Source organism: Thermus thermamylovorans (assembly GCF_004307015.1).
In the GTDB taxonomy this organism is placed as follows: Bacteria; Deinococcota; Deinococci; order Deinococcales; family Thermaceae; genus Thermus; species Thermus thermamylovorans.
Map to the genome: position 1 here is coordinate 26,296 of NZ_SIJL01000005.1, position 23,270 is coordinate 49,565.

General features: G+C 70.2%; 31 protein-coding genes and 1 tRNA gene. 7 read left to right on the forward strand and 25 right to left on the reverse strand.

What is annotated here, in order from left to right; translation table 11 throughout:
* Window positions 1-64: 64 nt before the first annotated feature.
* From ETP66_RS04920 to ispD, 3 genes are read right to left on the reverse strand one after another with little or no spacing between them, the layout of a single operon-like run.
* Window positions 65-634 (reverse strand): TenA family protein, encoded by a 570-nt coding sequence (locus ETP66_RS04920; protein WP_130841184.1) that lies wholly within the window; start codon window positions 632-634, stop codon window positions 65-67.
* Window positions 621-1,439, reverse strand: a complete 819-nt coding sequence (ispE, locus tag ETP66_RS04925; protein WP_130841185.1) for a 4-(cytidine 5'-diphospho)-2-C-methyl-D-erythritol kinase — start codon at window positions 1,437-1,439, stop codon at window positions 621-623. The genes ETP66_RS04920 and ispE overlap by 14 nt, the downstream gene beginning before the upstream one ends.
* Entirely contained in the window at window positions 1,427-2,068 is a 642-nt protein-coding gene (gene ispD / locus ETP66_RS04930; RefSeq protein ID WP_130841187.1) for a 2-C-methyl-D-erythritol 4-phosphate cytidylyltransferase, read from the reverse strand. Before ispD ends, ispE begins: the two co-directional genes overlap by 13 nt.
* A 14-nt stretch (window positions 2,069-2,082) precedes the next feature.
* Here ispD and ETP66_RS04935 point away from each other — a divergent pair, with 14 nt between their 5' ends.
* Window positions 2,083-2,868 (forward strand): undecaprenyl-diphosphate phosphatase, encoded by a 786-nt coding sequence (locus ETP66_RS04935; protein ID WP_130841189.1) that lies wholly within the window; start codon window positions 2,083-2,085, stop codon window positions 2,866-2,868.
* Here ETP66_RS04935 and ETP66_RS04940 read toward each other — a convergent pair.
* A complete protein-coding gene (locus ETP66_RS04940; RefSeq protein WP_130841190.1) occupies window positions 2,860-3,921 on the reverse strand; it encodes an aminotransferase class V-fold PLP-dependent enzyme in 1,062 nt (353 codons plus the stop codon). The genes ETP66_RS04935 and ETP66_RS04940 overlap by 9 nt on opposite strands.
* A gap of 146 nt (window positions 3,922-4,067) precedes the next feature.
* Between ETP66_RS04940 and ETP66_RS04945 the strand changes: the two genes are divergently transcribed.
* The 3 genes from ETP66_RS04945 to ETP66_RS04955 all read left to right on the forward strand — a co-directional run bounded on the left by ETP66_RS04945 (window position 4,068) and on the right by ETP66_RS04955 (window position 6,002).
* On the forward strand, window positions 4,068-5,111 hold the full coding sequence (locus ETP66_RS04945; RefSeq protein WP_130841192.1) for a DnaJ C-terminal domain-containing protein: 1,044 nt from the start codon (window positions 4,068-4,070) through the stop codon (window positions 5,109-5,111).
* A gap of 114 nt (window positions 5,112-5,225) precedes the next feature.
* Window positions 5,226-5,447, forward strand: coding sequence for a cold-shock protein (locus ETP66_RS04950; protein WP_022798962.1), 222 nt, complete (start codon window positions 5,226-5,228; stop codon window positions 5,445-5,447).
* An 81-nt stretch (window positions 5,448-5,528) separates the two neighbouring features.
* A complete protein-coding gene (locus tag ETP66_RS04955) occupies window positions 5,529-6,002 on the forward strand; it encodes a GNAT family N-acetyltransferase (RefSeq protein WP_130841194.1) in 474 nt (157 codons plus the stop codon).
* A gap of 45 nt (window positions 6,003-6,047) precedes the next feature.
* Here ETP66_RS04955 and ETP66_RS04960 read toward each other — a convergent pair whose 3' ends face one another.
* The 3 genes from ETP66_RS04960 to ETP66_RS04970 form a co-directional block, all read right to left on the reverse strand.
* Window positions 6,048-6,287, reverse strand: coding sequence for a ferredoxin (locus ETP66_RS04960; RefSeq protein WP_130841196.1), 240 nt, complete (start codon window positions 6,285-6,287; stop codon window positions 6,048-6,050).
* 136 nt (window positions 6,288-6,423) lie between these two features.
* On the reverse strand, window positions 6,424-6,963 hold the full coding sequence (locus ETP66_RS04965; RefSeq protein WP_130841198.1) for a hypothetical protein: 540 nt from the start codon (window positions 6,961-6,963) through the stop codon (window positions 6,424-6,426).
* A gap of 4 nt (window positions 6,964-6,967) precedes the next feature.
* The gene (locus ETP66_RS04970; RefSeq protein WP_130841200.1) at window positions 6,968-7,660 is read right to left on the reverse strand and encodes an NTP transferase domain-containing protein; all 693 of its coding nucleotides are present in this window, start codon (window positions 7,658-7,660) and stop codon (window positions 6,968-6,970) included.
* Window positions 7,661-7,682: 22 nt separating this feature from the next.
* Between ETP66_RS04970 and ETP66_RS04975 the strand changes: the two genes are divergently transcribed.
* A complete protein-coding gene (locus ETP66_RS04975) occupies window positions 7,683-8,318 on the forward strand; it encodes a DUF1648 domain-containing protein (RefSeq protein ID WP_130841201.1) in 636 nt (211 codons plus the stop codon).
* A 70-nt stretch (window positions 8,319-8,388) separates the two neighbouring features.
* Here the strand turns inward: ETP66_RS04975 and ETP66_RS04980 are convergent, their stop codons facing one another.
* The 6 genes from ETP66_RS04980 to ETP66_RS05005 form a co-directional block, all read right to left on the reverse strand.
* A complete protein-coding gene (locus tag ETP66_RS04980) occupies window positions 8,389-10,002 on the reverse strand; it encodes a PEGA domain-containing protein (protein ID WP_130841203.1) in 1,614 nt (537 codons plus the stop codon).
* Window positions 10,003-10,070: 68 nt separating this feature from the next.
* Window positions 10,071-11,021, reverse strand: a complete 951-nt coding sequence (locus tag ETP66_RS04985) for an acetyl-CoA carboxylase carboxyltransferase subunit alpha (protein ID WP_130841205.1) — start codon at window positions 11,019-11,021, stop codon at window positions 10,071-10,073.
* Window positions 11,005-11,862, reverse strand: a complete 858-nt coding sequence (gene accD, locus ETP66_RS04990) for an acetyl-CoA carboxylase, carboxyltransferase subunit beta (protein WP_130841207.1) — start codon at window positions 11,860-11,862, stop codon at window positions 11,005-11,007. Before accD ends, ETP66_RS04985 begins: the two co-directional genes overlap by 17 nt.
* Before the next feature lies 1 nt (window position 11,863).
* A complete protein-coding gene (locus ETP66_RS04995; RefSeq protein WP_201738473.1) occupies window positions 11,864-12,229 on the reverse strand; it encodes a bactofilin family protein in 366 nt (121 codons plus the stop codon).
* A gap of 10 nt (window positions 12,230-12,239) precedes the next feature.
* Window positions 12,240-13,151 (reverse strand): M23 family metallopeptidase, encoded by a 912-nt coding sequence (locus ETP66_RS05000; protein WP_130841211.1) that lies wholly within the window; start codon window positions 13,149-13,151, stop codon window positions 12,240-12,242.
* Between the two features lie 27 nt (window positions 13,152-13,178).
* Window positions 13,179-14,453, reverse strand: a complete 1,275-nt coding sequence (locus ETP66_RS05005) for a thymidine phosphorylase (RefSeq protein ID WP_130841212.1) — start codon at window positions 14,451-14,453, stop codon at window positions 13,179-13,181.
* Between the two features lie 22 nt (window positions 14,454-14,475).
* On the opposite strand from ETP66_RS05005, the gene ETP66_RS05010 reads away from it, so the two are divergent.
* On the forward strand, window positions 14,476-14,994 hold the full coding sequence (locus ETP66_RS05010) for a Uma2 family endonuclease (protein WP_201738474.1): 519 nt from the start codon (window positions 14,476-14,478) through the stop codon (window positions 14,992-14,994).
* 13 nt (window positions 14,995-15,007) lie between these two features.
* Here ETP66_RS05010 and fba read toward each other — a convergent pair whose 3' ends face one another.
* The 3 genes from fba to panC all read right to left on the reverse strand — a co-directional run bounded on the left by fba (window position 15,008) and on the right by panC (window position 17,980).
* Window positions 15,008-15,925 (reverse strand): class II fructose-1,6-bisphosphate aldolase, encoded by a 918-nt coding sequence (gene fba / locus ETP66_RS05015; protein ID WP_130841216.1) that lies wholly within the window; start codon window positions 15,923-15,925, stop codon window positions 15,008-15,010.
* A 118-nt stretch (window positions 15,926-16,043) separates the two neighbouring features.
* On the reverse strand, window positions 16,044-17,153 hold the full coding sequence (locus ETP66_RS05020) for a type IV pilus twitching motility protein PilT (RefSeq protein ID WP_130841218.1): 1,110 nt from the start codon (window positions 17,151-17,153) through the stop codon (window positions 16,044-16,046).
* Window positions 17,150-17,980: a pantoate--beta-alanine ligase gene (gene panC / locus ETP66_RS05025; RefSeq protein ID WP_130841220.1), complete on the reverse strand. Its 831-nt coding sequence runs from the start codon at window positions 17,978-17,980 to the stop codon at window positions 17,150-17,152. Before panC ends, ETP66_RS05020 begins: the two co-directional genes overlap by 4 nt.
* Before the next feature lie 21 nt (window positions 17,981-18,001).
* Between panC and ETP66_RS05030 the strand changes: the two genes are divergently transcribed.
* Entirely contained in the window at window positions 18,002-18,283 is a 282-nt protein-coding gene (locus ETP66_RS05030) for a hypothetical protein (RefSeq protein WP_130841222.1), read from the forward strand.
* Between the two features lie 146 nt (window positions 18,284-18,429).
* Here ETP66_RS05030 and rsfS read toward each other — a convergent pair whose 3' ends face one another.
* The 9 genes from rsfS to secG form a co-directional block, all read right to left on the reverse strand.
* Window positions 18,430-18,771 (reverse strand): ribosome silencing factor, encoded by a 342-nt coding sequence (gene rsfS, locus ETP66_RS05035; protein ID WP_130841224.1) that lies wholly within the window; start codon window positions 18,769-18,771, stop codon window positions 18,430-18,432.
* A 6-nt stretch (window positions 18,772-18,777) separates the two neighbouring features.
* Window positions 18,778-19,875 carry an LCP family protein gene (locus ETP66_RS05040; protein WP_130841226.1) on the reverse strand — a complete coding sequence of 366 codons (1,098 nt, stop codon included), beginning with the start codon at window positions 19,873-19,875 and terminating at the stop codon, window positions 18,778-18,780.
* Complete coding sequence (gene yqeK / locus ETP66_RS05045; protein ID WP_130841228.1) at window positions 19,875-20,420, reverse strand: bis(5'-nucleosyl)-tetraphosphatase (symmetrical) YqeK; 546 nt, start codon at window positions 20,418-20,420, stop codon at window positions 19,875-19,877. The genes ETP66_RS05040 and yqeK overlap by 1 nt, the downstream gene beginning before the upstream one ends.
* Window positions 20,395-20,955 (reverse strand): nicotinate-nucleotide adenylyltransferase, encoded by a 561-nt coding sequence (gene nadD, locus ETP66_RS05050; RefSeq protein WP_130841230.1) that lies wholly within the window; start codon window positions 20,953-20,955, stop codon window positions 20,395-20,397. Before nadD ends, yqeK begins: the two co-directional genes overlap by 26 nt.
* Window positions 20,955-22,202 carry a GTPase ObgE gene (obgE, locus tag ETP66_RS05055; protein ID WP_130841232.1) on the reverse strand — a complete coding sequence of 416 codons (1,248 nt, stop codon included), beginning with the start codon at window positions 22,200-22,202 and terminating at the stop codon, window positions 20,955-20,957. The genes nadD and obgE overlap by 1 nt, the downstream gene beginning before the upstream one ends.
* 6 nt (window positions 22,203-22,208) lie before the next feature.
* A complete protein-coding gene (rpmA, locus tag ETP66_RS05060) occupies window positions 22,209-22,466 on the reverse strand; it encodes a 50S ribosomal protein L27 (RefSeq protein WP_130841234.1) in 258 nt (85 codons plus the stop codon).
* Between the two features lie 3 nt (window positions 22,467-22,469).
* A complete protein-coding gene (rplU, locus tag ETP66_RS05065) occupies window positions 22,470-22,775 on the reverse strand; it encodes a 50S ribosomal protein L21 (protein ID WP_130841236.1) in 306 nt (101 codons plus the stop codon).
* A gap of 102 nt (window positions 22,776-22,877) precedes the next feature.
* Window positions 22,878-22,953 (reverse strand) — tRNA-Ala (locus ETP66_RS05070).
* Window positions 22,954-22,989: 36 nt separating this feature from the next.
* The gene (gene secG / locus ETP66_RS05075) at window positions 22,990-23,220 is read right to left on the reverse strand and encodes a preprotein translocase subunit SecG (RefSeq protein ID WP_130841238.1); all 231 of its coding nucleotides are present in this window, start codon (window positions 23,218-23,220) and stop codon (window positions 22,990-22,992) included.
* Window positions 23,221-23,270 lie beyond the last annotated feature (50 nt).

Consider the following 23,270-nt stretch of genomic DNA (forward strand, 5'->3'; position numbering starts at 1 on the left):
CTCCTCCCCCGATCAGGGCAGCCTTCGTGCACGCCCACTTAGCCCGGGTCTAGACGGGAGGGGATCACAGGAGAAGGCTCCAGGTCCTTTTCTCCATCTCCAGGATACGGCCGAGGTAGTCCCGCAAAAGCCCCGGGTCCAGCCCCGAGGCCAGGCCCTGGGCCATCACCTCCAGGTCGAAGAGCACCGCCTGGAACTCCGGGGCCGACCAGTGCTCGGAAAGCTCTTGCCAGGGGCCTCCCTCGGCCACGTGGGCGCTCCAGGCCTCCAGGAAGAGCCGGTTCATGAAGTAGAAGAGGACCAGGCGGTAAGGGTAGGGCAATAGGGCCATCTCCTCCAGCAGGGCGATGTACTCCCGCCGCACCGGGTGGACCTCCCCCTGGGGGTCCGCCCCTTGCGCCAGGAGCCAGTCCAGCTCCTCCACCGTGGCCACGAGGGCGTGGAGCAAGGGGGCGCGGTGGGCCTGGGGAGCCTCCCGCAGCAGCTCCACCTGGTAGCGATAGAGGGCCTCCACAAAGGGGAGGTCCTGCCGGAGCCAAAAGGCGAACCGCTCCGGGTTCCAGCGCACGGGAAGGGCTAAGATTTCCTCCAGGGCTTCGGGCCAGTGGCCTAAGACCTCCTCAATGAAGGGCATGACCTCCCCCCAAGGTACCGTACCGGACGTATCCCTTTGGCCTGAGCGCCTCTGCGGCCCGCCGCGCATGGGCCTCGTCCTCGGCGAGGCCGAAAAAGGCGCTGCCCGAACCGGACATAAGCACCCCCCTTAGCCCCAAGGACCGCAGCTCCTCCTTGACCCTCCTGAGCTCGGGGTGGAGGCGGAAGGCAGGGCCCTCGAGGCTATTCCAGTAAGGAGGTTCCTCCCCCCGCCCTAGGGCCCGTAAGATGGCCTCCACCGGGAGCTCAGGACCGTAGTCGTGGGGCCTGGCCTCCCCGTAGACCTTGGGGGTGGGAAGGCGGGGTCCCTGGGCGAAGACCACGGCCCAGAGGGGGGAGAGGAGGAGGGGCCTGAGCCTCTCCCCCACCCCCCGGGCCTCGGCCACCCCCCCCAGGAGGAAAAAGGGCACATCCGCCCCCAGGGAAAGGGCCAGGGCAGGGAAGTCCACCGCCGCCGGGTAGAGCTCCTTGAGGGCCAGGAGCACCTGGGCGGCGTCCGAGCTCCCCCCGCCCAGGCCCGCCCCCTCGGGCAGGGCTTTCTCCAGGACGATCCGCACCCCCCCGGGCCAGCCCGCCGCCTCCAAATAGGCCCGGGCCGCCCGGTAAGCCAGGTTCTTCTGCCCGTAAGGGCCCCTGAACTCTATGCCCTCGGGAATGGGCTCCAAAAGGAGGCGGTCTCCGAAGGAGAGGGCGGCGAAAAGGGTGTGGAGCTCGTGGTAGCCGTCGGGCCGCCGCCCCAGGAGGGAGAGGCCGAGGTTGACCTTAGCCTGGGCTAGGCGTTCCATACCCGCGCCAAGGCCTCCGCCAGGAGGAGGTCCTCGGGATAGGTGATCTTGAAGGCCGTCCGCTCCCCCGCCACCAGGGCCACCGGGTAGCCCAGGGCCCGCACCAGCTGGGCGTCGTCGGTGGCGGTAAGCCCCCGCCGCTTGGCGTAGGCGTGGGCTTCTCGGAGGAGGGCGGTGAAGAAGCCCTGGGGGGTCTGGACCAAGCGCAGGGCCTCCCGGGGGACCACCTCCCCGTAGGCCTCCCCCTCGGGGCGCACCAGGGTGTCGGGGAGGGGCAGGACCGGGGCCGCCGCCCCCGTGGCCTGGGCAGCCCGGAGGACCCGCTCCACCAGCAGGGTGCTGGCAAAGGGCCGGGCCACGTCGTGCACCAGGACCAAGGGCAGGCTCGCTGCCTCCAGGAGGCGGGCCACCGACTCCTGCCGGGTCTTTCCCCCCTCCAGGAAGACCGCCCGCAAGCCCCTGGGGGCCTCGGCCCCCGGGGGCAGGGCCACCAGCACCTCGGCCGCCCCGGGGAAGGCGCGGAGGGCCCACTCCAAGAGGGTCCTCCCCCCCACCCGCAGGAAGGCCTTGGGGCCAAGGCCGAGGCGCTCGCCGTTCCCCGCGGCGGGGATGAGGAGGGAAACCTCCACGCCCCCATGGTAGCATGGGCCGCGTGAGCGTCTGGGAAGCCCTTCTCCTGGGAGTGGTCGAGGGCCTCACCGAGTTCGTGCCCGTCTCCTCCACCGGCCACCTCACCCTCCTCTTCCACCTCCTGGACCTCCCCGTCCAGGAGGAGGACTTCCTCAAAACCTTCCTCATCGCCATCCAGCTGGGGGCCATCCTGGCCATCCTCCTGCTTTACGGCCGGCGCTTCGCCGTGGACCGGGCCCTGTGGCTCAGGATCGGGTTGGCCTTCCTGCCCACGGGGGCCATGGGGTTTCTCCTCTACGGGTTCATCCGGGGGGAGATCCTGGGGAACGACGGCATCGTGGTCTTCTTCCTCTTCTCCGTAGGCCTCCTCCTTCTCCTAGCCGACCGCCTGGCGCAAAGGGCCCGCTACGGAGATGTGCTGGAACTCCCCCTTCACCGGGTCCTCCTCATCGGAGTCTTCCAGGGCCTGGCCGCCCTCTTCCCCGGCACCAGCCGCAGCGGGGCCACCATCCTGGGGGGGCTCCTCCTGGGGCTGAGGCGCCGGGCGGCGGCGGAGTTCAGCTTCCTGCTGGCCCTCCCCACCATGGCCGTGGCCGTGGGGTACGACCTCTATCGAAGCGCCCCGGCCATTCCCGAGGGGGGGTGGTTCCTCCTCGGCATCGGCTTCCTCTCGGCCATGGTCACCGCCTTCCTCACCGTGCGCTGGATGCTGGGCTTCGTGGAGCGCTTTGGCTTCCGGCCCTTCGCCTACTACCGCATGGCTCTGGCCGCGGTCTACGCTTACTTCTTCCTAGGCTAGGGCCAGGGCGCGGTCCAAGGCTTTCAGGAAGAAGCCGTAGGCCTCCTTCCTGGCCCCTTCCCCCATGAGGCCGAGCCGCAGGACCTGCCCCCGGGTGGGGCCGATCCCCCCGGCCACCGCCACCCCCTCGGCGTAGAGGGCCTTCACCAAGCGGTCCGCCTCCACCCCCTCGGGAGGACGCACCACCAGCACCGTGGGCAGGGGGCTGGCCTTGGGGTAGGGGCGGAAGCCCCGCACCAAAAGCTCCTCCAGAAGCCAGGCGTAGACCTCCCGGGCCCGCCTCTCCCGGGCCTCCACCCCCTCCTCCAGGGCCAGGTCCAGGGCCTCGAGGAGGGCGTAGTGGAGGAGCACGGGGGTGGTGTGGTGGTAACCGCCCCGCTCCCAGTGCTCCGCCACCCGCTCCAGGTCGGGGTACCAGCCCCGCCTGGCGGTGAAGGCCCTCCGCGCCTCGCGGCTTACGGCGATGGGAGCCAGGCCCGGGGGGGCGGAGAGGCACTTCTGGCTCCCGGTGAAGGCGTAGTCGGCGCCCATCTCCCGCATGGAGAAGGGAAGCATGCCCAAGGTGGTGACCGCGTCCAGGAAAAAAAGCGCCCCGGCCTCCTTGGCCAGGGCCCCGATCTCCCGGGCCGGGTTCAGCACCCCGGTGGAGGTCTCCCCGTGGACCAGGGCCACCAGGCGGTAGCGCCGGGCCTTCAGGGCCTGGGCCACGGCCCCCGGGTCCACGGGCTCCCCCGGGGGAAACTCCAGAACCGTGGGCTCCAGACCATGTAGCAAGGCCATCTCCGCTATCCGGTCCCCGAAGGCCCCGTTGGTGAGGATCAGGACCGGGCCCCGGTCCAAGGCGGCCAGCCCCGCCTCCATGCCTAGGCTCCCCGAGCCCGCCAAGGCCGCCACCAGGGCCCCCTCCCCGGGGTCGAAGAGGGCCAGGAGGCGCTCCTGGATGGCCCGGTTCACCCCCAGCACCTCGGGGTCCAGATGGCCCCGCATGGGACGCAGGAGGGCTTTCTGCACACGCTCGGGGATGGGGGTGGGTCCGGGGGTCAGAAGCAGCATCCTCGCCTCCTCTTACACAAAGGAGGCCCCCGCGGCCAAGCCGGGGGGGCCCTTCCCGCAGGAAGGGGCCCCCTACCGGATAGCTCGCAGGAGCCTCATTGGGGGACACTTTAGCCCAAGACCTTTCCCTTGTAAAGTGCTAGTGGATGAAGGACTACTACGCCATCCTGGGGGTAAGCCGGGAGGCCACCCAGGAGGAGATCAAAAGGGCCTACCGCCGGCTCGCCCTCCAGTACCATCCCGACCGCAACCCCGGGGACAAGGAGGCCGAGGAGCGTTTCAAGGAGATCAACGAGGCCTACGCGGTCCTCTCTGACCCGGAGCGGCGAGCCCAGTACGACCGGGGGCTTTTGGGAAGCCCGCCGTTCCACGCCGAGGACCTCTTCGACCTCTTCGCCCAGGTCTTTGGCTTCCAGAGCGAACGGGCCGTCCCCCGGGGAGAGGACCTGGAGGTCCAGGTGGAGGTGGAACTCCTGGACCTCCTCCACGGCAAGGAGGCGGAGGTGGACTACGCCCGCCTGGTGCCCTGCGAGGCCTGCGGGGGCCAGGGCGGCAGGCGGGTGGCCTGCCCCACCTGCGGGGGCCGGGGGGTGGCGGAGAGCTACCGCCAGGGCCTCTTTGGCGCCTTCGTGAGCCGCTCCGCCTGCCCCCACTGCAAGGGGCAGGGCCGCCTCCTGGCGGAGGCCTGCGCCGCCTGCGGGGGCCGGGGCCGGGTGGTCCGGCAGGAGCAGGTGCGGGTGAGGATCCCCCCGGGCATGGACGAACGCCACCTCCTGCGGGTACCGGGCTACGGCAACCTGGGCCTGGGCGGCCCCGGCGACCTTTACGTGCGCCTAAGGGTACGCCCCCACCCCCACCTGGAGCGGGAAGGAGCGGATCTGGTTTACCGCCTGCGGATCGGCCTAGCCCAGGCAGCCCTGGGAGCCCGGGTGCAGGTGCCAGGCCTGGAAGGCCCCGTCTCCCTGGACCTCCCCCCGGGCACCGGGCACGGGGAGGTGTTCGAGCTCCCCGGGGGGGGGCTCCCCCAGCCCGGGGGCCGGGGGGCCCTGAGGGTGGTGGTGGAGCTCGCGGTGCCAAAGCGGCTCTCCCAAAGAGCGAGGGAGCTCCTCCGGGCCTACGCGGAGGAGGTGGGGGAGGAGGTGGCCCCGGAGGGGTTTTGGGAGAAGCTCAAGGGGTTCTTCCGCAAGTAGCCATCCTGTGGTATAGTGAAGTATTCCGGGTCGCTTCAGGGTGGCCCTGGCGGGCCTAAAGCAGCCCCTAAAGCCCCGGATGCGGACCCCAGGGTCCGGAAGCGAAGGAGCGGTATGCAGAAGGGTCGGGTCAAGTGGTTCAACGCGGAGAAGGGCTACGGCTTCATCGAGCGCGAGGGGGACACGGACGTGTTCGTCCACTTCAGCGCCATCAACGCCAAGGGGTTCCGCACCCTGAACGAGGGGGACATCGTCACCTTCGAGGTGGAGCCGGGCAAAAACGGCAAGGGCCCACAGGCGGTGAACGTCACCGTGGTGGAGCCAGCCCGTAGGTAAAAAGGCGCCCTGGCCCGCCCCGGGAGTAGGCTCCCGGGGCGGGATGCTTCATCACCCGCTTCTCAGGGGAGAGAGGGTAGCATGGGGGCGATGCGGACCCTAAGCCTCGCCTTCCGCCCGGTGGTTCCCGAAGACGCCCCCCTCCTGCACCGCCTCTTCCTGCAAAGCCCCGGGTACTTTGCCCTCATCGGTATGGAGCCTCCCACCCTCGAGGACGTGGTCCGGGACCTGGCTACCCTGGAGAAGGACGAACGCCGCCGGGCCTTTTTGCTCCTCCGGGAGGGAGAGGCCGTGGGCTATATGGACTACAAGCTCCACTACCCCGAGCCCCAGGACGCCACCCTAAGCCTCCTCCTCATCCGCGAGGATCACCAGGGCCAGGGCCTGGGGCAGCGGGCCTTGGCCCACCTCATGGCCCACCTGGCGGGGGCCGAGCGGCTCTATGTGGTGGTGTACGGGGACAATCCCCGGGCCAAGGCCTTCTTCCAGGCCCAGGGATTTCGCCACGTCAAGGACGGCGGACCCGCCTTGAGCTGGTACGTGCGCGAGCTCTGAAGCCTACCTAGGAGGGCGGCCCATCCCCAAGGTCCGCGACAAACCCTACTCCAGACCCGACAGCTTGCGGTTTTTCTCTATGTAGGACTTCCACTGCTCGGGAACGTCCTCCTCCGGGAAAATGGCGTTCACCGGGCAGGCGGGTACACAGGCCCCGCAGTCGATGCACTCCTCGGGGTGGATGTAGAACTGGTCCCCCCCGTCGTAGATGCACTCCACCGGGCAGACCTCCACGCAGGACTGGTCCTTCACGCCGATGCAGGGCTCACAGATCACGTGCGGCATCCTTCACCTCCCGAGCCACCGCTCCCCCCCATTTTAGGCCAGGGGCGGCCGTGTCAAGGGGCTAAGCGCCGATGCCGGGGGTTGCCCCACCGGAGAGGGGACGCGCCCATGACCTTTGGGGCTGCCAACGGGGCGCCTAAACCCCCAGGTAGCGGAAAAAGGCCTCCCGGGGGATGGCCCCCACCACCTCCTCCCCCCGCACCACCAGGACGAGGGGCTGGCGCAGGAAGAGGGGGTAGAGCTCGCTCGCCGCCACCTCCGCCTCCACGCTGGGCACCTCCTCCAGGGGCAGGATGTGGTCGGAAAGGCCCAAAAGCCCCACCGGACGCCCTTCCTGCACCAGAAGGGCCACCCCCCGGCCCTCGTAGGCCTCGAGGGCCTCTACCCGGGGCAGGGTCTTGGCCAGGCGGCGGGCCGGGGTGGGCCACAGGAGGCCGGCGGTGAGGAGGGTGGTGCAGGGGACCCGCACCGCCTTCTTGGCCAGGTAGAGGACGAAGGTGAAAAAGAAGAGGAAGCCGAGACCTTCCAGGAGCCCGGGGAAGTTGAACCCGGCCCACCCGAGCCGCCCCCCACCCCCCAGGAGGACGTGGAGCAGGTAAGAGAAGAGAAGGCCCAAGGCTAGGGCGGCCAGGTAGGCGAAAAGCCCGGCCAGGCGGAGTTCCTTCACCGTGCGCATGGGCTTAGCTTACCAGTTCCTCTTCCCGGTCCACGTCCACCCCCACCTCGGGGTAGGGGGTGATGAGGGCCCTGGCCTCCACCCCCAGGATCCTCTGCGCCCGCGCCTCCAGCTCGGGGAGGGAAAGCCGCCCCAGAAGGAGCTTGAGGAGGACGTCCAGGCCGATGAGCCGGGCCAGGGCCAGGGGGTTTTTCCGAAGAGCCACCACCTTTTGCGCCAGGGGCAGGGCCTGGTAGAAAAGCCCCTTGTCCAGAAGCACCAGGTTCCCCCCGGTGAAAACGCCCTCCCGCAGGCGGGCGTAGGTGCGCCGGGTGTGGGGGAAGCGGGCCTCCACCCTTTCCTTGGGCACGATGGGGTAGACGAGGGCGGCCTCCGGGGCCTTTTCCAGCACAAAGCGCACCGCCTCCGGGGTGAGGTGGGGGAGGTCGGCGGTGGCCACCAGGACCCGGCCTTCCACGTGGGCCAAGGCGGCCTCCAGGTTCCCCAGCAGGCTTCCCGTGTCGGGGAGGGTGAGGCGGGGCGGGGGGGAAAGCCCGGGGTTTTCTCCCACGTAGATGGGAGAAAGCCCAGCCTCCACCAGGGCAGAGAGCACCCACTCCGCCAGGGGCCTTCCCCGGTAGGGGACCAGGGCCTTGCTCCGCACGCCGTACTTCCGCGCCCAAGCCTCCTCGCCGCCTCCCAGTACGATGGCCTCCACCCCCCCATGCTACCTTGAGGGCATGGGAAAGTGGCTTGCCCCTTTGGGCCTCCTCCTCACCTGGACCCTGACCCTCTGGGCCTATTCCCAGCTCCCCGAGAGGATCCCCGCCCACTGGAACGCCCAAGGAGAGGTAACCCGGTACGGGAGCCGCCTCGAGGTCTTCCTCCTCCCCCTCCTGCTCACCCTGCTCTACCCCCTCCTGGCCCTGGCCCCCCGGCTGGACCCCAAGCTCCGGGGCCAGGCCCCCCGGGTCTGGCCCTGGCTTCAGGCCGGGGTGGTCTGGACCTTCGCCCTCCTGCAGGGAGCCTTCCTCTTCGCCGCCTGGAGCCACGCCCAGGGAAGGCCCTTCCCCGTGGAGCAGGCCATCCTGGGGGCGGTGGGCCTGGTCTTTCTCGTCCTGGGCCTTCTCCTCCCCCGCCTGCCCCCCAACTACCTGGCCGGGGTGCGCACCCCCTGGACCCTGGAGAGCCCGAGGGTGTGGCAGGAGGTCCACCGCCGGGCGGGCCGGGCCTTTGTCCTCCTGGGCCTTCTGGCCTGGCTGGCGGCCCTTCTGGGGGGAGGCTGGCTTTGGGTCTGGTTGGCCGCCCTGCTGGCCGGGGGGCTTTACCTGGTGGTCTTCTCCTACCTGGCCTGGCGGAAGGCCCCGGGAGGATGAGGCCACCCCCAGGAAAGGCCCCCAGCGAACCAAGCCGCCCCGGCCCGGGCCGGGGCGGCGCCCTTTCACCCTAGAGGGGTCTTAGGGTAAGCCGCAGGACCTGGTTGCCCGCCAGGCGCACCCCCTGCACCAGGGTGCGGTAGCCAGGGGCCACCAGGGTGAGCTCGTGCTCGCCCAAGGGGGCCTCCAGGCGCAGGTAGCCTCCCCGGGCCAAGCCCACCTCCTCCCCGTTCAGGAAGACCCGGGCCTCGGCGTTCAGGTAGAGCTCCAGGACCGCCCGCGCCGGAACCAGCTCCACAAAGAGCCTGAGGCTCTCCCCGGGGCGCACCTCCACCTGGGCCCGGTACTCCGCAAACCCGGGGGCCAGGACCCGCACCTCCCGCAGGCCGGCCTCGAGGCTCACCCGCAAGGGAGCCCGGCCCACGAGGCGCCCGTCCACGTAGACCTCCGCCCCTGCGGGCCGGGCCTCCAGGAAGAGCTCCCCGGTGCGGAGGGGCCTGAGGCTGGCGGAAAGGCGGGTCTCCCGGCCCCCCTCCACCCGCACCGCGGCCCCGTAGGGCTCATGCCCGGGAGCCCGGAGCTCCACCCGGTAGGTCCCCTCCTCCAGGCTGAGGCGCAAGGGGGTGCGGCCCCGCAAGGCGCCGTCCAGGTAGACCTCGGCCCCCGAGGGGATGCTCTCCAGGAGGAGGGTGCCGGTGCGCAAGGGAACGAGGCGCACGTCCAGCCTGGTGGTCTCTCCCCTCCGCACCTGCACCTGCGCCCGGTAGGGCTCGTGGCCGGGAAGCCGGAGCTCCACCCCGTAGCGGCCCTCGGGCAGGCTCAGGGAGAGGGGGGTACGGCCCCGCAAGGCCCCATCCAGGTACACCTCGGCCCCGGCAGGGTTAGAGGCGAGGGAAAGCGTCCCTTGTCTGGGCTCGGGCACCAGCTGGGCGAAGACCTGCACCCGCTCCCCGGGCCTGGGGTTCACCGCCACCCGGTAAGGCTGATGGCCGGCGAGACGGAGCTCCACCTCCTGCCTTCCGGGATTCACCGGGAGGGTCAGGGGGGTGCGTCCCTGCAGGCGGCCATTGAGGTAGACCTCGGCCCCGCTGGGCCTCGAGTCCACCACCAACGTGGCCGTGGCGGGGGTGGGCGGTGGGGCAGAAGCCCGGCCCACGAAGTAGCGGGCCACGTCCGTGACCCAGTCCCTGGGGGGCAGGGGCTCCACCACGATGGCGAGGGCCCGGGCCAAACCTTCCGCCCCCTGGACCCGCACCTGGCCCCGCTCTATGTCCAGAAGCTCGCCCAAGGAGAGGGGTCTGCGGCTCGCCACCGCCAGGATGCGGTCCTCCCCCTCGGGCCCGGTCACGGTGTAGGTGTAGCCGGCCCTTTCCGGGGGAAAGCGCCGCGTCTCTCCGGCCCTAAGGAAGTTGCCCCGCTCAAAGGCATTGGGCAGGATGGGGTCGACGCGGCCGTCGGCGCTGAGGTTAAAGAGGTAGACGTAGACGTCCTGGTTCACGTTCACATAGACGAAGATGGGCTCCCCGATCTGGTAAACCGCGCCCCCCCGCCTGGCCGGGTCCTTGTCCACCCAGACCCGCACCACGAGGTCCGTGGGCACCGGGTTGACGAGGATCCCCTGGGGGCTCACCTGCTGGGCCAAAGCGGCCCCCAAGCCCAGGATGGACAGAAGCAGTTTCCACACAACCCTCACCTCCGCCCTCAGGCTAAAGGCTTTCTGTGAAAGCCCTGAGGGAAGAGGCCCAAGGCCCCTTAAGACTCGGCGTAGGCCCCAAGGGTGCGGAAGCGGCGGTAGCGGTCCCGGTAGAGCGCTTCCGGGGAAAGCCCTTTAAGCTCCTCCAGGGTCCTCAGGAGGGCTTCCTTGATGTTCCGGATGGCCTTAAGGGGGTCCTTGTGGGCCCCGCCCTCGGGCTCGGGGACGATGGCGTCCACCACCCCCTGGGCCAGGAGGTCCCTTGCGGTGAGCTTCAGGGCCTCCGCGGCCTTGGGAGCCTCCTTGGCGTCCCGCCAGAGGATGGCGGCGCAGGACTCGGGGCTGATCACCGAGTACCAGGCGTTTTCCAGGATGAGGACGCGGTTGGCCACCCCGATGGCCAAGGCCCCCCCGCTTCCCCCCTCCCCCAGGATGAGGGCGATGGCGGGTACCCTTAGGCGGCTCATCCGCTGGAGGCTTTGGGCGATGACCCAGGCCTGGCCCCGCTCCTCCGCGGAAACCCCGGGGTAGGCCCCGGGGGTGTCGATGAAGCTGAGGAAGGGATAGCCGAAGCGGTCCGCCAGGTCCATGAGGCGCATGGCCTTGCGGTAGCCCTCGGGATGGGGCATGCCGAAGTTGCGCCTTAGGTTCTCCTTGGTGTCCCGGCCCTTCTGGTGGCCCACCACCACCACCTTCTGGCCCTCCAAGTAGGCAAGCCCCCCCACGATGGCCGGGTCGTCGGCGAAGGCCCGGTCCCCGTGGAGCTCCAAAAAGTCCTGAAAAGCCTTCTCCAGGACGTCCAGGGTGGTGGGGCGGCCGGGGGCCCGGGCCAGCTGGACTCGCTGCCAGGGGGTGAGGTTCCCGTAGATCTCCCGCTTGAGACGGGCCAGGCGCTCCTCCAGGAGGCGGATTTCCGCCTCCAGGTCCACCCCCGTGGTGCGGGCGGTCTCCTTGAGCTCGGCGATGCGCTTTTCCAGCTCCAGGATGGGCCTTTCAAACTCCAGGGGCATAGGGGACTCCAGGGTGCAGGTGGCGGAGGGCCTGGACCAGCTCGGCCTTGAGCCTGCGGCGGTCCGTGACCCGGTCGACCATCCCGTGCTTCAGCAGAAACTCTGAGCGCTGGAAGCCCTCGGGAAGCTCCTGGCGGATGGTCTGCCGGATGACCCTAGGCCCGGCGAAGCCGATGAGGGCCCCGGGCTCGGCGAGGATCACGTCGGCTAAGGCGGCGAAGCTGGCCGTGACCCCTCCGGTGGTGGGGTCGGTGAGGACGGATACGTAGGGGAGGCGCTTTTCCCAGAGATGGTCCAGGCTCATCACCGTCTTGGCCATCTGCATGAGGGAAAGGGCTGCCTCCTGCATCCTGGCCCCCCCCGAGGCGGCCACGATCACCAGGGCCCGCCCCTCCTCCGCCGCCCTTTCCGCCCCCCGGGCGATCTCCTCCCCCACCACGCTCCCCATGGACCCCCCGGCGAAGGCGTAGTCCATGACCATGAGGACCGCGGGCACTCCCCCAATGGCGCAGATGCCCCCCAGGATGGCGTCCCGGCGGCCCGTTTCCTCCTGGTAGGCCCTGAGCCTTTCCGCGTAGGGCTTGGTGTCCACGAAGCCTAAAGGGTCCTGGGGCCTAAGCCCAGTGATCTCCCGGAAAGTGCCGGCATCGGCCAGCATCTCCACCCGCTCGGAGGCCGGCATCCGGTGGTGGTGGCCGCACTTGGGGCAGACGTAGAGGTTTTCCCGGAACTCCTTTTTGTAAAGCCCCGTACCGCAGGCCTCGCACTTGGTCCAAAGCTCGGGGACGTCGCGGTTCTCCCCGCTGGGCCGCTTTCTGCGGAAAAGCCTATCCAGGGCCACCCTAGACCTCCTTGGGCGCTTCCAACGCCCGGGTCTCCCCCGCCAAGCTCTGGCCGATGAAGACCGCCCCTGCCTCCACGTCCAGGGCCTGGGCCCGCACGGTGCCGGTGAAGCGGGCGGTCTTGGAGAGGGAAACCTTTCCCGCCACCAGGTCAGCCTTGACCTCCCCGTGGATCTGGACGCTTTGGGCCTCCACGCGCTCTCCCTCCACCCGGCCGGTGCGCCCCACCTCCAGTTCCCCTTCCACGTAGACCGAGCCCTTCACCAGGCCGTCGATGCGCACCTGGCCCTTGGCCTTGAGGTCCCCCAGGACCTCGGTATCCGGCCCCAGGTAGGTGAGGGCTCCCCCCTGCTTGCGGCCAAACATCCGCCCCATTCTACCGGGAGGCCCAGGAAGGAGAAAGGTAAGGCCGGGGGTCCACGGCCACGCCCCGACGGTAGACGCTGTAGTGCAGGTGGGGCCCTGTGGAGCGGCCCGTGGAGCCCACGTAGCCCAGGACCTGCCCCCGTTCCACCCGCTCCCCCGGGCGCACCGCCAGACGGGAGAGGTGGCCGTAGAGGGTCTGGTACCCCTCGGCGTGGTCCAGGAGGACGGCAAGGCCATAGGGTCCCATCCACCCCGCTTGGGCCACCACCCCCCTTCCCGTGGCGTAGACGGGGGTGCCGTGGGGGGCGGCGAAGTCCAGGCCATCGTGGAACTCGTAGCCCGGGCCGAAAGGGTTGCGGCGCACCCCGAAGCCCGAGGTGATCCCCCCGTGGGCCCTCAGGGGCAGGCCCCGGGGGCGGCTGGCCTCCAGCTCCAGGGTCCGCTCCAGGGCGGGGACCACCTCGGCGAGCTGCCTCTCCAGGTCCAGCAGCCCGGCCCGGACCTCGGCCCAGGCCTCGAGGGACCCCGGCCCGGCCCCACCCCCCTGGCCCCCGGGGGCGTGCCGCACGGGCCGGGCGCTAACCGGGGAGAGCCCGGCGCGGCGGCGGAGCTCCTCGATGGCCCGCTGGATCTCGGCCAGCTCCTCCCGGGTGCGCTCCGCCTCCTTCAGGAGGACCCGGTTCTTGGCCCGCTCCGCCTCCAAGGCCAGGGAAAGCTCACGGGCCTCCTGGGAGAGGGCCTGAAGCCTCCCCTCCAGGACCCGCACCTCCCGCCCCCGGTGCCAGAGGTAAACGTTGATGCCCGTCCACAAAAAAAGCAGCCCCAGGAGAAGGAGAAGGGTCCACCCGGGGAGCACCAGGGCCCGGCTTCCCCCGCCGCTTCGGGCCAGGAGGAGGGTGTAGCGCGTGGGCCGCCTTTTCATCCCCCGGGAGTATACCAGGCCCCGGGCCTAAGGTTCCACCCCCAGGACCAGGGGCTGGGGCCGGACCTCCTCCCCCAGGCGGAAGGCCGCCCTCAGATGGGCCAGGGCCTCCTCTAAGCCCCGCCCCCGGTGGTGGACCAGGGCCAGGGCCTCCCCCCGCGCCACCCGGTCCCCGGGCTTCTTCAGGAGGTAGACCCCCACCCCGTGGTCAACGGCCTCCCCCTTCTTCCGCCTGCCGCCCCCCAGGGCCAAAACCGCCAGGCCCACCCGGTAGGCGTCCACCCCCGCCACCACCCCCTCCCCTTCCGCCGGGAGGGGAAGCTCCTCCGCCAGGGGCAAGAGGGAGGGGTCCTCCACCACCCGCCCGTCCCCCCCTTGGGCCTCGAGGAAGGCCCGGAACCGCTCCAGGGCCTGCCCGCTCCTCAGGGCCTTCCGGGCCAGACCCGGGTCCAGCCCCTCAAGCCCTAGGGCCTCCTCGGCGAGGCGCAGGGCCACCTCCAGGAGGTCCTCTGGACCCTCCCCCTTCAGGGTGAGGATGGCCTCCCGCACCTCCAGGGCGTTCCCCACCGCCCGCCCCAGGGGGGCCTCCATGCGGGTGAGCACCGCCCGCACCCGCCTCCCCGCCCCTTCCCCGATGGCCACCATGGTGCGGGCCAGGAGGCGGGCCTCCTCCAGGGTCTTCATGAAGGCCCCCCGGCCCACCTTCACATCCAAGACGATGCTCCTGGCCCCAGCGGCCAGCTTCTTGCTCATGATGGAGCTGGCGATCAGGGGGATGCTCTCCACGGTGGCGGTTACGTCGCGGAGGGCGTAGAGCCTCCCGTCCAGGGGGGCGAGCTCGGGGCTTTGGGCGGCGATGACCAGGCCCACCCGCCGGGCCCGCTCCAGAAACTCCGCCTCCGTCATCTCCCCCCGCCAGCCCGGCACCGACTCCAGCTTGTCGATGGTGCCCCCCGTGTGGGCCAGGCCCCGGCCCGACATCTTGGCGAAGGTGCACCCGCTGGCCGCCAGGATAGGCCCCACCACCAGGCTCACCTTGTCCCCCACCCCCCCGGAGGAGTGTTTGTCCACGGGGTGGGGCAGCCCCGAGAGGTCCAGGACCTTGCCCGAGCGGGCCATGACCTGGGTGAGCCAAAGGGTCTCCTCCGGGTCCAGGCCCCGGAGGAAGGCCGCCATGAGCCAGGCGGCCACCTGGTAGTCCGGCACCTCTCCCCGCAGGTAGCCCAGGAGGAAGGCTTCCAAATCCTCCCGGCGGTGCTTGCCGCCTTCCCGCTTTTCCCGGATGAAGAGAACGGGGTTCATGGGCCCATGCTACGCTAAGGCCATGGCCCGGCGGTACCGCTTTGGCATCGAGGAGTTCGAGCGCCTCTTCCGGGGGATCGCGGGGGTGGAACTCCTGGAGGGGGAGGTGTACCAGATGAGCCCTATTGGTCCTAGGCATGCCGAGGTGGTGGCCCGTTTGGTGACCCGGTTCGCCCAGGCCCTGGGGGATCAAGCCCGCGTCTGGCCGCAAAATCCCGTGCGCCTGCCCCCGGGCTCCGAGCCGCAGCCCGATATCGCCCTTCTCAAGCCCAAGGACTACTGGGAGGCTCTCCCCAGTGCCGAGGACGTCCTGCTCCTGGTGGAGGTTGCCGAGTCCAGCCTGGACTACGACCGGAACACAAAGCTTCCCCTCTATGCCCGCTCGGCAATCCCCGAGGTGTGGGTTCTGGACCTCTCAGAAAACCGCCTCCACGTCTTCCGCGCCCCCAAGGAGGGCGTGTACACGGAGCACCGGGTGCTCCTCCCCGGGGAGGAAGCCGAGCCCCTCCTCTTCCCCGGGGTACGGGTGGCCTGGCCCTAACCCATAGCAGCCTTTACGCCTTGCCCACGGAGCCGAAGAGCTCCATCCGGCTCTTGACCACCTCCTTCACCGCCTCCCGGGCCGGACCCAGGTACTTCCGGGGGTCGAACTCCTTGGGGCTCTTCTGGAGGCCCTCCCGGAGGAGGGCGGTGAAGGCCAGGCGCAGGTCGGTGTCGGTGTTGATCTTGGCGATGCCCAGGGCGATGGCCTTCCTTATGTCCTCGGGGTGGATGCCCGCCGCCTCCCCGATCTCCCCCCCGGCGGCGCGGAAGCGCTCGATGAGCTCGGGGGGCACGGAACTCGCCCCATGCAGGACCAAAGGGGCCTCCACCAGGCCCGCGATCCGCTCCAGGCGGGGGAGGTCGATGAAGGGCCGCCCCTTCCCCTTGTAGGCCCCGTGGCTGGTGCCGATGGCCACCGCCAGGTAGTGGGCCCCGGTGCGCTCCATGAAGAGGCGGGCCTCCTCGGGGTTGGTGAGGAGGGCGTCCTTCTCGTCCACGGCCACGTGCTCCTCGATGCCCGCAAGCCGCCCGAGCTCCGCCTCCACCGTGACCCCCACCGCCTGGGCCGCCTCCACCACCCGCCGGGTCTCCTGAACGTTGGTCTCGAAGTCCTCGTGGGACTTGTCGATCATGACGCTGGTAAAGCCCTCCCGGAGGGCCTTTAGGACGCTCTCGTAACTGGAGCCGTGGTCCAGGTGGACGGCCACGGGCACCCGCGCCTCCTGGGCTAGGGCCACCACCATGCGGGTCAGGGCCCGGCCCCCGTACTTCATGGCCCCCTCGGAAAGGGCCAGGATCACCGGGCTCTTGAGCTCCTCCGCGGCCTCGAGGACGGCCTGGGTGAACTCCATGTTGTTGGTGTTGAACGCCCCTACCCCGTAGCCTTCCGCCCGCGCCTTCCTCAGGATCTCCAAACCGGTCACCAGCATACGCGCCTCCTTTCTTGTGGATTATACCCGCCCTTGGAAACGTGGAAAAACCGTGGCCGACTTCCGCCCCACGCCGCCACCCGGGGCCCCCGTCGTGGCGTGGGCCACGGCAGGGGACTTAGTAAGCCTGCCCCGTGGCCTTGGTGAGGAGGAGGCGGAACTCGTGGGAGCTGGTGGCAGCAGAAAGGGCGTCCTCCAGGGAGATGAGCCCCCCGGTGTAGAGCTCCACCAGGTGCTGGTCGAAGGTGCGCATGCCGTGGAGGCCGCCCTCCATCATGGCCTCCTTGATCTGGGGGGTCTTGTCCTCGTCCTTTATGAGCTCGCGCACGTAGGGGGTGGCGATGAGGACCTCCAGGGCCAGGACCCGCCCCGCCCCGTCCGCCCGGGGCAGGAGGCGCTGGGAGAGGATGCCCAGGAGGGACTCCGCCAGGAGGATGCGCACCTGCTGGTGCTCGTGCAGGGGAAAGAACTCGATGACGCGGTTGATGGTGCGCCAGGCGTCCAGGGTGTGCAGGGTGGACAGCACCAGGTGCCCGGTCTGGGCGGCCATGAGGGCGGCCTCCACCGTTTCCTTGTCCCGCATCTCCCCGATGAGGATCACGTCCGGGTCCTGGCGCATGGCGTACTTGACCCCGGAGTAGAAGCTATCCGTGTCCAGGCCCACCTCCCGCTGCACCACCAGGCTCCGCTTGTGCCGGTGCAGGAACTCGATGGGGTCCTCGATGGTGATGATGTTTTTGGCGTAGTGCAGGTTGATGTGGTCGATGAGGGCTGCCAAGGTGGTGCTCTTGCCCGACCCGGTGGGCCCTGTGACCAGGATGAGGCCCCGCTCCTTGGCGGCCAGGGCCTCCAGCACCTCCCGGGGAAGCCCCAAGGCCTCGAAGCTGGGGATGACCTCGGCCACCACCCGCATGACCAGGCCGAAGCTCCCCCGCTGCCTCAGGAGGTTGCAGCGGAAGCGGGCGATCCCGGGGATGGTGTAGGCGAAGTCCATCTCCTTGCGGAACTCCAGCTCCTCCAGCTGCTCCGGGGTGAGAAGGGCCTTGGCGATGGCCTCGGTGTCCTTAGGGGTGAGGGGGCGGTTGCCGAAGGGCTTCAGCTTTCCGTCCACCCGGATGACGGGCGGGGCCCCCGCCTGCAGGTGGATGTCCGAGGCCCGGGCCTGGACCATGGCCTTAAACATCTCCAAAAGGCTCTGCTTGCCCTCTGACGCGGACGCCTCGCTCACGGATGGACCTCCAGGTTGTCGATGAGCCGCACCCCGGGGAAGCGCCCGGCCACCAGGCCCCGGGCTCCCGGCACCCAGTCGGAGAGGGGCAGGAGGGTTTCCGGGTGGACCAGGGCCAGGTAGTCCTTCTGGAACTCGGGCACCTCCCAAAGCACCCCCTCCCCGGCCCGCAGGGCCTCGGCCACGCTCCCGCCCCCTAGGGCCGCCTCCCGCATGGCGGAAAGGGCCCGGTAGAGGACGTTGGCCTTGGCCCGGGTCTCCGGGGAGAGATAAACGTTGCGGCTGGAAAGGGCCAGGCCGTCCGCTTCGCGCACCGTGGGCACCCCCAGCACCTCCACCGGAAAGCCCAGGTCCCGCGCCATCTTGCGAATCACCAGAAGCTGCTGGTAGTCCTTCTCCCCGAAGTAGGCCCGGGTCGGAGCCACCAGGAGGAAGAGCCTGGCCACCACCGTGGCCACCCCCTGGAAGTGGCCGGGGCGCACCGCCCCCTCCCAGAGGGCGGCAAGGGGCCCCTCCACGCTAACCCGGGTGGAAAACCCTGCCGGGTACATCTCCTCCACGCTGGGGGCGAAGAGGAGGTCCACCCCCGCCTCCTCCAGAAGGGCCCGGTCCCGGTCCAGGTCCCGGGGGTAACGGTGGTAGTCCTCCCCGGGACCGAACTGCAAGGGGTTCACAAAGATGGAGACCGCCACGAAGGGGTTTTCCTGCCGGGCCCGCGCCACCAGGGCCAGGTGCCCCCGGTGGAGGTAGCCCATGGTGGGTACGAAGCCCACCCCCTTCTGGGGCAGGGCGGCCCGAAGGTCGGCCACAGTGCGGACCACGTCCACGGGGCCCAGTATACTTTCCCCGTGGGCAAGAAGCGGCGCGAGGAGAAACAGAAGAAAAAGGCCCTGAGGGAATGGGAGGAGCGGCGGCCCAAGACCTTCCGGGAGGCCCTGCGCTACTTCCCGGGGATCTTCCTGCGCACAACCTTGGTGGTAATGGCCGCCGTGGCCCTTATCCTCTTCCTGGGGGCCTTGGGGCTGGAGCTGGCCCAGAGCTTCTGGTTCCAGCTGGGCGTCTACCTGGTCTTCTACCTCCTTTTCCAGCGGTTCATCATGGGGCCCCTGGCCCCGCCCAGGCTAAAATAGCTCCCCTTGGCTGAAGCAGCGGAGACCCCCCTGGTCCCTGGGAAAGGGGCGGCAAGACCCTACCCGCGGCCAGCCGGTGCAGCCCGGGCGCGGCTGCCCTCCCCAGGGGCCCCGCCAGACCCCGGCAGGGCTCACGTGGCCTTGGTCTACACCCGTTCGGCGTCGGCCCAGAAGCCCTCGAGGTCGTAGTACTCCCGGGCCTCCGGGGTCATGAGGTGGACCACCACCTCCCCGTAGTCCAGGACCACCCAGCGGGGGCTTTGGCCCTCCGTGGGCCGGGGGCGAAGGCCTTCCTCCTCAAGCTTTTCCTGAACGTGCCGCTCCAGGGCCTGGAGGTGGGGGGTGCTGGTGGCGCTGGCCACCACGAAGTAGTCCAGGCTCTCGGAAACAGCCCTCAGGTCCAGGGCCACCACCTTTTCCGCCTTCTTTTCCCAGAGGAGATCCTTGATGCGTCCCAAAAGCTCTACCGCCTCCCGGGTCTTCACCATCTGCCCTCATTGTAACAGGTCCCTTCCCAGCTCCACCACCACCCCCGCCACCGGACGGTGGGGGGCCAGGAGGGGGAGGTGAAAGAGGTCGGCGTAGTAAGCGCCCGCCCGGGGGTCTTGCGCGTAGACCGCGCTCCGCACCACCTCCGCCTCCTCCAGGAGGGGCTCCACCCCCTCCTGGAGGAGAAAGGCCCGGGCCCAGAGGAGAAGCTCCCCCTCCCCCCGGAGACGGACGGGGACCTCCGGGGGGGAGAGGGGTGGGCTCAGGCCCAGGAAGGCGGCGAGAAAACGCCCCCGAGCCGCCTCGTCCGGGGAGAGGAGGCTGCCGGGCCCCTCCCGGGTGGGCAGGGTGGCGAGGGAAAGGCGCACCCCGCGCACGGCGGGAAGGTAGCCCAAGGCCTCCTCCAGGGAGAGGTCGGTGTCCAGCTCCTGCCAGGCGGCCCGCAGGGCCGAGGCCAGGGCCGGCCAGGTCCGGGGGTCCTGAGCCCTTTGGGCCACCTGGGCCAGCACCCCTTTGATGCGGTCCAGCCGGGCGTAGTCCCCGAGGAGGTCGTGGCGGAAGCGCATGTACTTGACGGCCTCCTCCCCGCTCAGGTGCAGGCGCCCCGCGGGAAAGTTGATGTAGAGGCCGGCCGCCCGGTCCGTGTACCGCATGGGGCGGTCCAGGTAGACCTCCACCCCCCCCACGGCGTCCACCACCCGGGCGGCGCTTTCCAGGGTGATGACGGCGTGCCGCTCCACCACGAGCCCCGTGGCCTCCTCCACCGCCCGCTTCAGGAGCTCCGCCCCCCCCCGGGCGTAGGCGGCGTTGATCCTCCCCCCCACCAAGGGGCTGTAGAGGTCCCGGGGGATGGCCAGGACCCTGGCTTCCTGTCCCCGGAGGCGGACGTAGAGGATGGTGTCCGTGCGGCTTCCCGGGCCACAAGGGGTGCGGGGGGCGCAGTAGTCGATGTCCCGGCCCGCCACCACCAGGGCCATCTCCGGCAAACCCCCTTCCCGCTGAAACCGCGGGCGGACCTCCTCCTCGCCCCGGGGAAGGGAGAGCACCCCTCCGAGGGCGAAGAGGCTTGCGGAAAGGAGGAGGAGGGAAGGGCGCAGGCGCATTACAGGCTATGGTACACGGCCAGGGTCCGGGGGTGGAGGGGGACGCCTTTACCCTGGAGGTAGGCCACCTTGTTGCGCACCGCCTGGGCGTAGGCCTCCCGGAGCCTCCCGGCCAGGGCCAGCCCGCGGATCTCCGCGTTCACCCCCCGGCCGGGCTCGGAGACGTCGGCCACATAGAGGGCCATCCCGATGGGATTGCTGGGGCTCACCCCGTAAACGTGGCCCTCCACCGCCTCCAGGACCTCGGGATCCTCCACCCCCCAGGCCTGGGCCAGGGCCCGGGCCGCCCGGCCGTGGAGGGAGAGGGGGTGGGCCGCCTCCACCTCGTTTTCCGGGGGGGCGAGCCGGAGGAGCTCCTCCTCCTCGAGGTCGCGGGCGGCGTCGTGCAGGAGGCCCGCCAGGTAGGCCCGGTCCCCCTCCAGGCCGTTCCTCTCCGCGATCTCCCGGGCCAAGGCCGCCACCCGCAGGATGTGCTCCAGGCGCTCGGGGCGGACCAGGGCCCGCACCTTCTCCAGGAGTTCAGCGGTAGAGACCATGCTTTTCAAGGTAAACCTCCACGGGACGCGGCACCCAGTGCCGCACGCTCCTCCCCTCCTTAAGCCTCCGCCGGATCTCCGTGCTGGAGATCCCCACCTCGGGCACGAAGAGGGGCACCACGGGGACGGGAACCCCGTCCAGGGGGTATCCGGGCCGGGCCACGGCCACCAAGGTGGCGAGCTCGGGGAGCCTCTCCCCCTCCTTCCAGGTGAGGACGTCCCGGTAGGCGTCGGCCCCGGTGACGAAGAAGAGCTCGTCCTCCGGGAAAAGCCTCCGGGCCTCCTCGAGGGTGTCCACGGTGTAGCTGGGCCCCGGGCGGTCCAGCTCCAGGCGGGAGGCGAAAAAGCGCCCCTCCTCCGCCGTGGCCAGGAGGACCATCTCGTACCGGGCCTCAGGGGGGGCCACCGGGGCCTTGTGGGGGGGACGGGCGGCCACCACGAAGAGCACCCGGTCCAGGCCCAAGGCGCTTGCGGCCTCGCTGGCGGCCAGGAGGTGCCCCAGGTGGATGGGGTCGAAGCTACCGCCAAAGAGACCGATGCGCATCACACCTCCGGGACGTACTCGAACTCCCGCTCCCCGATGCGCACGAGGTCGCCTGCCCGCACCCCCTTGGCCCTGAGGGCCGCCTCCACCCCGTGGCGCCGGAAGACCTCCTGTAGGTAGCCCGCAGCCTCCTGAAGGTCCCCCTTGAGGCGCCTGAGGTAGCGCTCCACCTCAGGGGCCCGCACCTCGTAGGCCCCTTCCGCCAGCGGCACCACCTCCACCCCGGCCCGGACCTCGGCCTTGGGGACGGGTTTGGGCAGCTCGGGGGCCGGGGTGGCCCGCACCAGGGTTAAGAGGGCCTCCTTCAGGACGGGGAGGCCTTCTCCGGTGAGGGCGCTCACGGGGAGGACGGGGAGGCCTTCCTGGGCCAGGGCCGCCACCTCGGCCTCCACCTCCTCCGGGGCGAGCAGGTCCACCTTGTTGAGGGCGATGAGGCTCGGGCGCTGGAGGAGGGCGGGGTCGTAGGCCCCCACCTCCTCCCGCAGGGTGCGGAGGGCTTTGAGGGGCTCCTCAGAGGCGTCCAGCACGTAGAGAAGGACCCGGGTGCGGGCGATGTGGCGCAGGAACTCCAGGCCCAGGCCCTTCCCCTGGCTGGCCCCCTCGATGATCCCGGGGATGTCCGCCAGGGTAAAGCGCTCCTCCCCCACCTCCACCACCCCCAGGTTGGGGCTCAGGGTGGTGAAGGGGTAGGGGGCGATCCTGGGGTGGGCCCGGGTGGTGGCGGCGAGGAGGCTGCTCTTCCCGGCGTTGGGGTAGCCCACGAGCCCCACGTCGGCGATGAGCATGAGCTCCAGCCGCAGGCGGCGTCTCTCCCCCTCCTCCCCCGCCTCGGCGAAGCGGGGGGCCCGGCGGGTGGGGGTGGCGAAGTGGGCGTTGCCCCGCCCCCCCTCCCCGCCCCGGGCCACCAGGAGGAGCTGGCCCTCCTCCGTGAGGTCTCCCAGGAGCTCCCCCGTGTCGGCGTCGAAAACCCGGGTGCCCCGGGGGACCTCCACGTAGAGGTCCCGCCCGCTACGGCCGTGCTGGCCGCTTCCCCGGCCGTGCTCCCCGTCCTCCGCCTTGTAGGTGCGCTTGGAAAGCCCCGAGAGGGAGTCTACATCCCCCCTGGCCCGCAGGTAGACGCTCCCCCCCCGCCCCCCGTCCCCCCCGTCCGGCCCCCCCTTGGGCACGAACTTCTCCCGGCGGAAGGAGACGGCGCCGTCGCCGCCCCTGCCAGCGGCGACGGTTATCTGGAGAACGTCTTGGAACACCGGAGCCTACGCCAGGGGACGCACGCTCACGAAACGGCCCAGCCGCCCCTTGTCCTGGAACTCCACCACCCCGTCCACCAGGGCGTAGAGGGTGAAGTCCCGGCCCATGCCCACGTTCTTCCCGGGCTTGAAGCGGGTGCCCCGCTGGCGGACCAGGATGTGCCCGGCCCGCACCACCTGGCCGCCGAAGCGCTTCACCCCGAGGCGCTTGGCCTGGGAGTCGCGGCCGTTCTTGGTGGAACCTAGACCCTTTTTATGCGCCATGGCTCACCCCCGGATCTCCCGGATGAGGATCTCGGTGTAGGGCTGGCGGTGCCCCCTCTTCCTGCGGTACTGCACCTTGGCCTTGAAACGGGAGACGGTGATCTTTTTGCCCTTGCCGTGGGCCAGGACCTCGGCCACCACCTTGGCCTCCGCCACCACCGGGGTGCCCACCGCCACCTCCTCCCCCCCGAGGAGGAGGACGGGGAACTCCACCTGGCTGCCCGGCTCCGCGGAAAGTTTCTCCACCCTGAGCCTCAGCCCGGGCTCCACCCGGTACTGTTTGCCGCCCGTCTGGATGATCGCGAACATGGCTTTCCCCTTCCCAAGGGCCCCGAAGGGCCTACCGGTCTTCCACTATACCCAAGGCCTGGGGTTCCTGCAAGCCAAAGCCCCCCTTGCGGGGGGCTTTCCTGGTGGAGCCGAGGGGATTCGAACCCCTGACCTCCTCAATGCCATTGAGGCGCGCTCCCAGCTGCGCCACGGCCCCAGGCAACGCCCATGGTACCGGGGGGTAGGCCTTTTGTCAACGGGGCCAGAGGCCGATGAGGAGGGCCAGGCCGGCGAAGACTACCCCCAGGAGCACCGTGAGCCGGTAAAGCCCCCCGGTGAAGCCCCGGGCGGAGAAGAGGTCGGCGGCCCCTCCCATGAGGTCGGCGGAGGAGGCCTGCTTGGGCTCCTGGATGAGGACCAGATAGACGAGGAAGCCGGAGACCCCCAGGAAGAGGAGGATGACCAGGGTGTAGAGGAAGTCCATACCTCTTCCCACTCTAGCGCCTCCTCCGCCCGGTGTCCATCCTGGGGCAA